A 12,494-nucleotide genomic window follows, 5' to 3' on the forward strand; every position below is an offset into this window, starting at 1 on the left:
GGAAAATTTGTCCAGCTAGCTTGCTAGCATGATGGCTTTGTTATGTGAATTATACTGCGCCATTAAAAAACCAATATAAAACGTAAAATAACGCACCTAGCTCACCAATAAAAAAGATTTTTCTACATCTTTTATTGCCAATTTTAATAGGGTTTCTGATATAACCACATAAGTGAATTACCGCACAAATAAGACCAAGTGATATTTCAATATCCCTACAAAACAAAAATAAAGCAGGAAGCGCTATGCATAACATTCATCGTCGTCACTTTCTTAAAGCAGCGGGTGCAGCTACCGCCGGACTCGTCACAGCCAATATTGCCCTCAACGCCTACGCCAATAGTGTCGCCCCTAAACCACAAGCGGGTAAATCCGTTATCGGACTCATAGCACCCAAGATGGACGTGGTTCGAGTTGGCTTTATCGGTGTTGGCGAGCGGGGTTTTAGCCATGTCGAGCAATTCTGTCATTTAGAAGGCGTTGAACTTAAAGCCATTTGTGATACTCACACAGCGGTGCTGGACAGAGCCGTGGATCATATCGTTAAACAGAATCGGCCAAAACCAGCTGTCTATACTGGTAATGACCTGAGCTATCGCGATCTCTTAAGCCGCGATGATATTGATATTGTGATCATTTCTACTCCATGGGAATGGCATGCACCTATGGCGATAGAGACGATGGAAAGCGGTAAACATGCCTTTGTCGAAGTACCGTTAGCACTCACAGTAGAGGAATGCTGGCAAATTGTGGATACCGCCGAACGCACTCAGAAAAACTGCATGATGATGGAAAACGTCAACTACGGCCGTGAAGAACTTATGGTTCTCAACATGGTACGCCAAGGTGTGTTTGGTGAGCTGCTCCACGGTGAAGCCGCTTATATCCACGAGCTACGTTGGCAGATGAAGGAAATAGACCATAAGACGGGCTCATGGCGGACTTATTGGCATACCAAGCGCAACGGTAACTTGTACCCGACCCACGGTTTAGGGCCAGTATCCCAGTATATGAACATCAACCGCGGTGATAGATTTGATTATCTAACCTCGATGAGTTCGCCCGCTCTTGGCCGTGCGCTCTATGCTAAACGTGAATTCCCCGCCGATCATGAGCGTAATCAGCTCAAGTACATCAATGGGGATATCAATACCAGTCTGATTAAGACCGTTAAGGGCCGGACCATCATGGTGCAGCATGACACGACGAGCCCAAGACCTTACAGTCGCCACAATTTAATCCAAGGGACAAATGGCGTGTTTGCGGGTTTCCCGAATCGTATCGCCGTCGAAAATGGTGGCTTTGGTCAAAGTTACCACGAGTGGGATATGGACATGCAAAAGTGGTATGACAAATATGATCACCCTCTGTGGCAACGCATAGGCAAAGAAGCTGAGATTAACGGCGGCCACGGCGGCATGGATTTTGTGATGTTATGGCGCATGATTTATTGCCTGCGCAATGGCGAGGCCTTAGATCAGGATGTGTACGATGGCGCGTCTTGGTCGGTGGTGAATATCTTAAGTGAACATTCAGTCAATGACCGCAGTAATTCAGTCACCTTCCCAGACTTTACCCGCGGCGCGTGGCAAACCGCCAAACCCTTAGGGATTGTAGGCGCTTAAGCAGCGGCTTTCGCCAAACTCATCATATTGATGGGTTCACTATAAGGATAAGTGCCTCGGCCTTATCCTTTTTCTTTTCTTTTCTTTTCTTTTCTTTTCTTAAATGAAGCCTAGAGATGCCCGCACTATCAATAGCAAGCAATTAGGGGCAAAAAACTCATGATAAGAAACCACCTATAAACGCTAATAGTAGCCAATTTCTTTGATTTTCAAAGAAAAATCACCACTCTGCTGGGCACCAATCACTAGCCCTAGACTGCAGACTTGGCTTAAATCTATTGCCACTCGGGAAATCGGTTTACCCCGACATTGGGGCAAGAAGTCACTGAAGGGAATTTCTATCCGCTGCCAATTCAAGACTCTAGCGCCACTCACACCAAACGTTTGATGGCTTGGCGCGGGCATAGGCGCTTGATAAACCGTGCTTTGGGGTGTGTCGATATCCTTTAAATTCACTTTATAGTCTTTAGGTCGGTCGCCATCGAGTTCGACATAGATCCCAGTAAACCCACTGACATCTATAGGGCGAAACTCACAACGCACTGAAGCAAACCCGCCACCATTTGCCAGCGACACATGGCCGCTAAACTCACCATAGCCTAAAGGTGACACCGTCATCTTACTGCGAGACAAACCGCCCATCACAGTGTCATTTATCCCATACCAGGGCTTTGCAGCATCTCGCACTCTAAAATCAAAAAAGATCATAACGACTCCCATAAAAAAAGCAGCCACCTAAGTGACTGCTTCCATAATACTTTTCAATACGAATAACAGCACTCGTTAACTCAGTTTAGCTTTATTCTCAGCGGCTTCACAAGCAGCAGCGGTAAAGATAACGTCAGTTGAGCTGTTCAATGCGGTTTCGGCTGCATCTTGAACCACACCAATAATAAAGCCGACAGCGACTACTTGCATGGCGACATCATTAGAAATACCAAACAAGCTACAAGCCAGTGGGATCAACAGTAATGAACCACCCGCTACACCCGAGGCGCCGCAAGCCGAAATAGCGGCTACAACGCTCAATAACAATGCGGTGAGTAAATCGACTTGAATCCCCAAGGTATGCGCCGCAGCTAAGGTCAATACCGTAATAGTGATCGCCGCGCCGCCCATATTGATGGTGGCACCTAAGGGAATAGAGACTGAGTAAGTGTCTTCATGCAGATTTAATTTTTCACACAGCGCCATATTCACCGGAATATTCGCCGCACTCGAGCGGGTAAAAAATGCCGTCACGCCACTTTCACGCAGACAACGAAATACCAACGGATAGGGATTACGTTTAATCTTCACGTAAACAATTAAAGGATTAACGATTAAGGCAATAATGGCCATCGCACCTAATAATACTGCCAATAACTGCGCGTAACCCGCAATTGCGGCAAAACCGGTTTCAGCAAACGTCGCAGCAACTAAACCAAAAATACCAATAGGTGCTAAACGAATAATGAAATGCACCATTTGCGAAATGCCGTGGCTCATGTCGGCAAATACTTGCTTAGTCGAATCGCTAGCATGATGTAAGGCTAAACCTAAACCCACACCCCAAGCAAGAATACCAATATAGTTGCCCGTCATTAACGCATTCACAGGATTATCAACCAGTTTAAATAATAAGGTATGGATTACTTCACCAATACCTTGTGGAGGACTTGTGCCTTCCACACCAGCAACCAAAACTAAAGTTGTGGGGAAAATAGAGCTTAAAATCACAGCAGTTAACGCCGCGGCAAAGGTCCCCAATAAATACAGGATCACAATTGGGCGCATATTGGTTTGCGTATTTTTCTTTTGATTGGCAATCGACGATGCTACTAAGATAAATACCAGTATTGGAGCAATCGCTTTTAATGCTCCAACAAATAAACTGCCTAAGAAGGCGATATCTTTTGCACTATCGGGTGAAAAACTCGCTAACACCACACCAGCGATAATCCCTAATAAGATTTGTAATACGAGACTGCCATTAGCCAACTTAGCTAATAATGATGATTCTTGTTTCATGGTTTAACCTGTCGTTATTATATTTCGGTTGAGATCCCCAACGCGCACCTTCGGAAATGAGGCCAATAAGGTTTTTATAGGATGTGACTAGACTTGTCTAGTTTTGCGGGGAAATAAGCTAACTAAATTACCCTTGTCCCGCAAAAAGCATACAAAAAACTAACAAGCGCCTTATTGGCGCTGCTTCATGGCTAAATCGGCACCACGCAACATGGCATCAATCAACTCGTGAGCATCGAACTTAGTCAGCGCTTCATTTGCCCCCACTTGGTGGGCCTGACTCACGCTTATTTCGCTGGATAAAGACGTGTGTAAAATAATGTAGGCCTTGGCGGTCAATGGATTATCACGCACCTCAAACGCCAGTTCGTAACCATCTAGTCCCGGCATCTCAATATCACTCACCAGAATATCTATGGGGTGATGCTCTAGTGCCGCTTGTTCCATCATGACTAAGGCTTCTTTACCGTCGGCGGTCACTCGATAAGGGATGTTGATCATATCAAGGGCATCGGATAACTGCTTACGTGCCACCTTAGAATCATCCACTAACAGGATATTCATGGGTTTGAGTTTCTCACGCTGCACATCGGTCAAGATTGCCCGATTTGCCTGTGGATTATTAGGGAAAATTTTCGACAGCAATAACTCAACATCGAGTAATTGTACTAACTGGTCCTCAAAACGAGTCACGCCAGTCAAGTAGGCATTCTTACCCAAATTGGCAGAAGGCGCCTCAATATCACGCCAATTACATTCAATAATCTTATCGATACCACGCACTAAAAAGCCAATGATCATCCGCTGACAGTCAGTGATGATGATGTAGCATTTTTCCCGCTCTTCAGGGGCTATCGGCCGATAACCAATCGCAGCCGCCATATCTATGATAGGAATCGTATGGCCACGAATAGTTGAAGCGCCAAGAATCGTCGGATGAGATTGGGGAATTTTGCTTAGCTGTGTGTACGGCACCAGCTCACGCACTTTCAACGTGCCTAAGGCAAACACTTGAGTCTGTGATAACCGAAACAGTAGTAATCCCTGTGACTGACTTGCCTTACTTTTCATAATTAGATAAATAACTCACTAAAAACAACCTTCGGATAGCTTAACCTTAACACAGTAAAATTTTGATGACTAAGGTCAAACGAATGAAACTATTATTACCTATTTATTAATAGGTTCGACGCCAATTGCCGACAAATGCTTAGTCTTGCAATGCATACAAGACATCAAAGGCGAATTGATCCCAACCTTCGGCAGTAAAAGCGATATCGCGAATATTACGAACTTGGCTCACCGCATGTAATGGCGCTGCACCATTGACCATCAAGTAATAGGCCATGATAAGACTGGTGCGATCCTTGCCAGAGCGACAATGGATCACTACAGGCAGCTCATCGGCTTCACATTGCTGAATAAAGGCGAGTGCCTTGGGCAACTGAGCGACACAAATCGCCACATCCCCATCTTGGGGCGGCACATTGCGCGAAAAGGGAATACATTCATAACGTAAATCAAGCTGCTTAAACGCACTCGGCTCGCAGCCTTCGCCCCCATTGACCGACAGAATGGCACCAATACCAGCCTCCTTGAGCGCTTGTAAATCCCAAGGATCTTTATTAGGGCCACTGCGCCCTGCGACTTTACCTTCAACTAACCAGAATAAGTGTTGCATAAACCTTACCTACGACAAGTGAGATGACAAGGAACGCCAGAGATAAGCTAAGAATAGCTTGTTTCCAACGACTTAAGATTTTTTACCCCAAAATTCAGCATTGGCAGGCGGTAACTGTTTACGTTTTTTTTTACCCATACCTTCAGGCTTGGCGACAGGTTTAGCTTGTTCTAACAGTTCGGCTGGCATTTCATCATCGGCTTCAAAACCGACAATTTGCTCACGCACTAACTTAAGTTTGTTCTTTTTCTCTATCACGCCAAAGTGATGATAATCCTCATGGGAAATCAAGGTCACGGCTAAGCCTGCTTCACCGGCGCGGCCACTACGGCCAATGCGATGCATATAATCTGCAGGGCTTCGTGGTAAATCAAAGTTGATCACCACGGGCAGTTTATCGATATCGATACCGCGGGCGGCAATATCGGTCGCAATTAACACACTGATCTCACCATTTTTAAAACCATCGAGCACCCGCGTACGCGCGCCTTGGGCTTTATCGCCATGGAACACTTCGGCAGTGATCCCACGTTTAGACAGCTTTTGCGCTAAGTGATTACAGGTATTTTTTGCACTCACAAAAATCAACGCCTGTGACCACTGATGTTCTTTAATCAGATGCGCCAATAATGCGGTTTTCATCGGACGATTAACTGTAATCACCCGTTGATGAATCGTGCTTTCTTGCTCACTTTGCAATTGATATTCAAGTGGATTATTAAGCAGTTTTGCCGTTAACTCACGGACTTCTTCAGGGAATGTCGCAGAGAATAATAAGGTTTGTTTCTTGACGGGCAAAGCGTCGAGCACTTGGGCTAATTCTTCTGTAAAACCAAGGCTTAACATGCGGTCGGCTTCATCGAGCACTAAGGCGCTGACACGATTGAGTTTGATGGCATTACTCGACAACAGATCTAACAAACGACCCGGCGTTGCTACTAGGACGTCGGCGCCAGAGCGTAGACTCTGCATTTGCGCATTCACCGACACACCGCCAAACGCAGCGACAATTTTTAGCTTGCCATTGAGATGTGAGGCATAGGATAAAAAGCTGTCAGCGACTTGTTGTGCTAATTCACGGGTTGGGACTAAGACCAAACAACGAACATAAACGCCGGTCTTATCATCAGTTTTTGCTTCAACAAGTTGTTGCAACAGCGGCACGGCAAAGGCTGCCGTTTTACCCGAGCCCGTATTAGCACCGGCTAACACATCGCGCCCCGCAAGCACAGCGGGGATCGTCGCCGCCTGTACTGGTGTGGGCGAAACATACGCTAATTCGGTTAATCGATTTAGCAAGGGTGCAATAATGCCGAGTTGGGCAAAGCTTGCCGCAGAGGAAGAAGCCTGAGTCATAGAAAGTTTAACTGCTCACCAATATCTTAATAGGCGGCTATTCTAGCTTAAATATCGAGGCAATGCTTGGCAGTTTCCAGCGTTAATAACTGCTGTTTCATCGCAAGCCCATAGGCGTAACCCGTTAACTTGCCATTTTTGCCTATCACTCTATGGCAAGGCACGATAATCGCAATGGGATTGGCACCATTGGCCGCGCCCACGGCGCGCACCGCCTTAGGCCGACCAATTTGCTCGGCAATCTGCCCATAGCTGCAGCTCTGACCATAATCTACATTGAGCAAAGCTTGCCAAACTTCACGCTGAAATTCAGTGCCTTTAGGTGCGAGCTTTACATTAAATTCAATCAGTTCACCTGCAAAATAACGCGCGAGCTGCACTTGAGTTTCACTAATATGCGCCTTAGCTTGATTGAGGACATCCTCACTCACCTTAGCAAGCTCAATCTCAGTGCGATCCGAGCCGACAACCGTTAAATGACTCAGCCCATAGGCATTGGCATTTAACTGCAATATTCCGGCAGGACTCATAAAAGTATCTACGGCACAGGGCTGATACGCAGCAATACTCGGCGCTTGGCTCAATTGACGAATCGCATGTTTCATAATTTATCTCTCTATTTATGTCTTCAACTTAGATCGTTTTAGTCGCTATTGATGCCAAAGCTGAAAAGTTAAATAACTGCCCCAAGGCGCGATTTCTTGACTCAGTTGCTGGCACAGCTGCGGGTAGTTGACTGCACCCGCAGCGGCTTCTTCTAGCCTATGGGTCTTGCCATACAAAGCAAGTAAATGCTTTTTAACAATCAAATCGGTATGCAAAAACACATTGGGATCGCCCAAACCACGGAGCTTAGCATACGCGATTGTCCAAGGACCTATGCCCTTAACGCTGAGCCAATCATCGACACTCGCCTCAGGATGATCACAGATAAACGCCGCGAGCGCATTGAGGGCTAACTTACGAGCGCCGGGCATTTTTAGCTCTGTTAGACTCGCCTCACGAATGACCTCGGGTGTAGGAAATAAACGATACTCGCAACCATTGAGACTAAAGCGCTCGCCATAGGCTTCAACTAATTGATTAAGTAGCTTAGTCGCCTGCACTACCGTCACTTGCTGGCCTAAAATCGCACGGCAGGCCGCCTCAAATAAGGAGCCTGCACCGGGAATGCGTAATCCCGAAAACGGTGTTAATCCTAAACTTGGTAGCGCACTTAAGCCTTGTTCAATCTGCAGCATATCCGCATCGAGATCTAAAATGCGTCGCACTTCAGTGACCAGCAATTGCAGCTCATCGACAGGAGAGTCTTCGGTCAACATTATCGCGAGTTTGAAGCGATTTAGCTTAGGCTCATGGATAATGTGCACTGTGCCGCGCATCTTACCTAGGGCAAAACAGCGACCATATTCGAGCCCATTATCGCCAGCTTTGGCTTTAGCGGCAACGTGGGTATCATCAGTAACCTGAGCAGCATCGCTCACTTGTGGATGACTCGTCTGCAGCGCGAACCATTCCATCCCTGTTACCGCACGTAATCGATAAAACGCCAGCTGTGATGCCCAATCCAATGGCGGCCGATAATACTGATACAAGGTTAATCCATAGTGCGGCACAAATTCACCCATAGTATCAATCTCACCTAATCCTGTTGATGGCTCACTCATGGACTCCTTTGCCGCTTTGGTTAATGCACTCTTTCTTAACTGCGTCGGCGTCAATTGCAAGGTTTGCTTAAACGCCTCATTGAAACGGCGAATACTGTTGAAACCCGCCGCCATCGCGACTTGAGTGATGGGTAATTGGGTTTGGTGCAATAATTGTTTAGCAAACAGTAACTGCCGATATAAGGCATATTGTTTTGGCGAAGTGCCAAAGCCTTCGGTAAAGAGCTTATTGAGATAACGACTGCTGATCCCTAATCTGTCAGCCAATTGTGTTACTGTCGAGGCTGGCTCTCCCGATGATTTTCCAGCTAAGGCGCCCGCTTCGATTAAACTAATGGCCCTCGCTAATGTTGTGCCAGTCCCCTTCCAAGGATTCGATCCCGGCGCACTGTCGGGCCGACAACGTAAACACGGGCGTAATCCTGCCTGTGCAGCTTTCACGGCCGAATCAAAATAACGCACATTTTGCTCTTTTGGCGCGACGGCGGGACACACAGTTCGGCAATAAATGCCTGTCGTTAATACGCCCACAAAAAACTTACCATCAAAACGCGGATCGCGGCTCATCCTCGCCTCACGGCAAATGGACGCAGAAAGTAGCCCCGCACTGGACTCCAGTGAATGCACCGAATCTATTTCATCACGCTTAATCGCACTCTTAGACACTCTATCTGCACTCATTTTTCATCACGCCCGACAATATTCGCTCACAATTAATTTCTTGTTCATTACTTTACGTAAAACTAGCATGTAGCACTAGCGGAAAACGGAACTCAATCATTTCAATGCTTTTAGGGCATGAAATCCTATATGCTAGAGCCGACTATTTTTTATCTCACCATAGAGTTAATTCATGTTTAAACGATTTGAATCCTGGGTTGAAGCCCTACCCGATGATGAACCCACTAAACCACCCACAGGGGTTTATGCTTTTTGTCGCCACTACACTAAGGGCTACGAACTGCCGCTGATCTTAATGTCAGTGCTGACCGCCATGCTGGCCATGCTTGAAGTGTCACTGTTCGGGTTCATGGGCCAATTAGTTGATTGGCTTGTGAAAAAAAATCCCGAAACCTTATTCCAAGACGAAGGCACGACCTTAATGCTGATGGGAGGTATGGTGATAATTGTGATGCCAATATTGGTATTACTGCATGCGCTTATCATGCATCAAACCTTGCTCGGCAATTATCCTATGTCGATCCGCTGGCTTGCACACCGTTATTTGCTAAAACAAAGTGTATCGTTTTATCAAGATGATTTTGCTGGCAGAATCGCCACGAAAGTGATGCAAACATCCTTAGCCGTGCGCGAAACTGTGATGAAATTGCTCGATGTGTTGGTATACATTTTAGTGTATTTCACCTCTATGCTAGTGATGATCGCCAGCGCTGATCTGCGCTTAGTCATACCTATGCTCGTCTGGCTTGCACTGTATGTTGGTCTGCAATGGTACTTTGTGCCTAGACTAAAAAGTGTCTCTACCGAGCAAGCCGATGCGCGCTCAACCATGACAGGCCGTATCGTCGACAGCTATACCAACATCACCACAGTGAAGCTATTCGCCCACACACAGAAAGAAGCCGAATACGCCAAATCCAGTATGCGGATATTTTTAGACACGGTTTATCGCCAAATGCGCTTAGTGACGGGCATCAGCGTCAGTGTGCAAATCATCAACTATCTGTTGGCCTTTAGTATTGCAGCAGTATCGATAGCCCTATGGACCGATAGCGCAATCACGGTCGGCGCCATCGCCATTGCGGTCAGTTTAGCACTACGCTTAAACGGCATGTCACAGTGGATAATGTGGGAAATCAGTTCGTTATTCGAAAATATCGGCACGGTTACCGATGGAATGAACACCTTATCGAAAACAACGATCATCCAAGATGAGCCAAACGCCAAGGCGCTGGTCGTCAATCATGGCAAGATTGATTTCAACCAAGTGTGTTTCCATTACGGTGAGCAGACTGGCGTGATTGAAGATCTGAATTTGAATATTAAAGCAGGTGAAAAAGTTGGCTTAGTGGGGCGTTCTGGCGCGGGTAAATCGACCCTAGTGAATCTACTAATGCGATTCTACGATGTTGAAAAAGGTCAGATTAATATCGATGATCAAGACATCAAGATGGTTATGCAAGATTCACTGCGTTCGCAAATTGGCATGGTAACTCAAGATACCTCCCTCTTGCACCGCACCATTCGCGAGAATATTCTTTACGGCAATCCCAGTGCCAGTGAAGAGCAACTTGATCGCGCGATTAAACAAGCTCAAGCCTATGACTTTATTCAGGAACTCAGTGATCCTAACGGTAATCATGGCTTAGATGCCCAAGTGGGTGAACGCGGCGTAAAACTCTCTGGTGGCCAAAGACAGCGTATCGCCATCGCGCGGGTTTTATTGAAAAATGCGCCCATTTTACTGCTTGATGAAGCCACATCTGCACTAGATTCCGAAGTCGAAGCTGCAATTCAAGAAAGTTTGTATGAATTAATGCAAGGCAAGACAGTGATCGCGATTGCCCATCGACTTTCTACTATTGCCGCGATGGACAGGTTAATTGTATTAGATCAAGGCCGAGTCGTTGAGCAAGGCACGCACCATGAACTCATCGCCGCAGGCGGGATTTATGCTCAATTATGGGCCCACCAAACCGGTGGATTCTTAGGTGTAGACTAAACCAAAGGTGAGATGACGAAAGGCGACACTCAGCAGTGAGTGTCGCCTTTTTTATCTCAAATAAGTTTCCACCTAATTCTGCCCTCTTCCCACAAAGCTTCACTCTTACACTCGCCCGCATATTCACCGCAACGATACGCTATTCAGCTATTACAATAGCTACCGTAAGAACGGTTCACTTCAAATTGCGCTCGTTTAGCGATTGGAAGCATGAGATAAATCGCGATTAACGATTCAACTTATCAGTATTGAAAGTGGCAGCATTCAAAGTGCCAACACACTGAACAATCCGAAAGGTGAGTTTGAGCCATGGATTAGCGCAAAGTTAAGCAGGAAAACACTTCAATAATCTTTGTCACACGATTGAACAGAATGACTTCACCACAGGAAGTAAGCCTCTCGAAACATTATTTATCTTAATGTGGATGGTTTGAATTGTTGGGTAAATTCGGCAAATAACTCGGAGCGTATGACTCGTAAATGAATCGGGGAGATCTCGATTTAATATTCAAAATTCAGACACAAAAAAACCACCTTGAGGTGGTTTATTGTCTTTAACCAAAGTTTCGATAAACCTTGATTAAAATTGGTATCCCCTAGGGGATTCGAACCCCTGTTACCGCCGTGAAAGGGCGGTGTCCTAGGCCTCTAGACGAAGGGGACCCGGACTTATGATTTAACTCGTAACCGAGCTTTGTAACATATTCACTTCAGTAGGCTAGGAAGCAAATGCCTTGTTCTTACCAAACAACTCGTTAGTTATTTGCTAGGAACCACTCTCTATAAAATATAGATGGTATCCCCTAGGGGATTCGAACCCCTGTTACCGCCGTGAAAGGGCGGTGTCCTAGGCCTCTAGACGAAGGGGACCCGGACTTATATTTTAACTCGTAACCGAGCTTTGTAACACATTCACTTCAGTAGGCTAGGAAGTAAATGCCTTGTTCTTACCAAACAACACGTTAGTTATTTGCTAGGAACCACTCTCTATAAAATATAGATGGTATCCCCTAGGGGATTCGAACCCCTGTTACCGCCGTGAAAGGGCGGTGTCCTAGGCCTCTAGACGAAGGGGACCCGGACTTATGATTTAACTCATAACTGAGCTTTGTAACACATTCACTTCAGTAGGCTAGGAAGCAAATGCCTTGTTCTTACCAAACAACACGTTAGTTATTTGCTAGGAACCAAAATGTGGTATCCCCTAGGGGATTCGAACCCCTGTTACCGCCGTGAAAGGGCGGTGTCCTAGGCCTCTAGACGAAGGGGACCCGGACTTATGTTTTAACTCGTAACCGAGCTTTGTAACACATTCACTTCAGTAGGCTAGGAAGTAAATGCCTTGTTCTTACCAAACAACACGTTAGTTATTTGCTAGGAACCACTCTCTATAAAATATAGATGGTATCCCCTAGGGGATTCGAACCCCTGTTACCGCCGTGAAAGGGCGGTGTCCTAGGCCTCTAGACGAA

9 protein-coding genes and 5 tRNA genes are annotated in these 12,494 nt (G+C 46.2%); 2 read left to right on the forward strand and 12 right to left on the reverse strand.

Annotation, left to right across the window (positions count from 1 at the left end):
• The first annotated feature begins 245 nt into the window (after positions 1-245).
• Positions 246-1,625 (forward strand): Gfo/Idh/MocA family oxidoreductase, encoded by a 1,380-nt coding sequence (locus KO533_RS09650; RefSeq protein ID WP_219253891.1) that lies wholly within the window; start codon positions 246-248, stop codon positions 1,623-1,625.
• Between the two features lie 183 nt (positions 1,626-1,808).
• On the opposite strand, the gene KO533_RS09655 is transcribed toward KO533_RS09650, so the two are convergent.
• From KO533_RS09655 to KO533_RS09685, 7 genes are all read right to left on the reverse strand, one after another.
• Complete coding sequence (locus KO533_RS09655; RefSeq protein WP_219253893.1) at positions 1,809-2,333, reverse strand: CIA30 family protein; 525 nt, start codon at positions 2,331-2,333, stop codon at positions 1,809-1,811.
• Positions 2,334-2,408: 75 nt separating this feature from the next.
• Positions 2,409-3,635, reverse strand: coding sequence for a serine/threonine transporter SstT (gene sstT / locus KO533_RS09660; protein WP_113941009.1), 1,227 nt, complete (start codon positions 3,633-3,635; stop codon positions 2,409-2,411).
• Between the two features lie 171 nt (positions 3,636-3,806).
• The gene (locus tag KO533_RS09665; protein ID WP_028761082.1) at positions 3,807-4,706 is read right to left on the reverse strand and encodes a chemotaxis protein CheV; all 900 of its coding nucleotides are present in this window, start codon (positions 4,704-4,706) and stop codon (positions 3,807-3,809) included.
• A 139-nt stretch (positions 4,707-4,845) separates the two neighbouring features.
• Positions 4,846-5,316 carry a dual specificity protein phosphatase family protein gene (locus KO533_RS09670; protein ID WP_028761083.1) on the reverse strand — a complete coding sequence of 157 codons (471 nt, stop codon included), beginning with the start codon at positions 5,314-5,316 and terminating at the stop codon, positions 4,846-4,848.
• Between the two features lie 72 nt (positions 5,317-5,388).
• Positions 5,389-6,672, reverse strand: coding sequence for a DEAD/DEAH box helicase (locus KO533_RS09675; protein ID WP_168824300.1), 1,284 nt, complete (start codon positions 6,670-6,672; stop codon positions 5,389-5,391).
• Positions 6,673-6,719: 47 nt separating this feature from the next.
• Complete coding sequence (locus KO533_RS09680; RefSeq protein WP_198572751.1) at positions 6,720-7,277, reverse strand: methylated-DNA--[protein]-cysteine S-methyltransferase; 558 nt, start codon at positions 7,275-7,277, stop codon at positions 6,720-6,722.
• A 45-nt stretch (positions 7,278-7,322) separates the two neighbouring features.
• Entirely contained in the window at positions 7,323-9,020 is a 1,698-nt protein-coding gene (locus KO533_RS09685; protein WP_219253895.1) for an Ada metal-binding domain-containing protein, read from the reverse strand.
• 172 nt (positions 9,021-9,192) lie between these two features.
• Here KO533_RS09685 and KO533_RS09690 point away from each other — a divergent pair, with 172 nt between their 5' ends.
• Positions 9,193-11,022 (forward strand): ABC transporter ATP-binding protein, encoded by a 1,830-nt coding sequence (locus KO533_RS09690; RefSeq protein WP_113941006.1) that lies wholly within the window; start codon positions 9,193-9,195, stop codon positions 11,020-11,022.
• 587 nt (positions 11,023-11,609) lie between these two features.
• Here KO533_RS09690 and KO533_RS09695 read toward each other — a convergent pair.
• From KO533_RS09695 to KO533_RS09715, 5 genes are all read right to left on the reverse strand, one after another.
• A tRNA-Glu gene (locus KO533_RS09695) sits at positions 11,610-11,685 on the reverse strand.
• A gap of 131 nt (positions 11,686-11,816) precedes the next feature.
• A tRNA-Glu gene (locus KO533_RS09700) sits at positions 11,817-11,892 on the reverse strand.
• 131 nt (positions 11,893-12,023) lie between these two features.
• Positions 12,024-12,099, reverse strand: a tRNA-Glu gene (locus KO533_RS09705).
• Positions 12,100-12,217: 118 nt separating this feature from the next.
• A tRNA-Glu gene (locus KO533_RS09710) sits at positions 12,218-12,293 on the reverse strand.
• Positions 12,294-12,424: 131 nt separating this feature from the next.
• Positions 12,425-12,494: transfer RNA gene (locus KO533_RS09715), tRNA-Glu, on the reverse strand.

The sequence above is a fragment of the Shewanella sp. NKUCC05_KAH genome (assembly GCF_019345585.1).
GTDB classification, from domain to species: domain Bacteria; phylum Pseudomonadota; class Gammaproteobacteria; order Enterobacterales; family Shewanellaceae; genus Shewanella; species Shewanella oncorhynchi.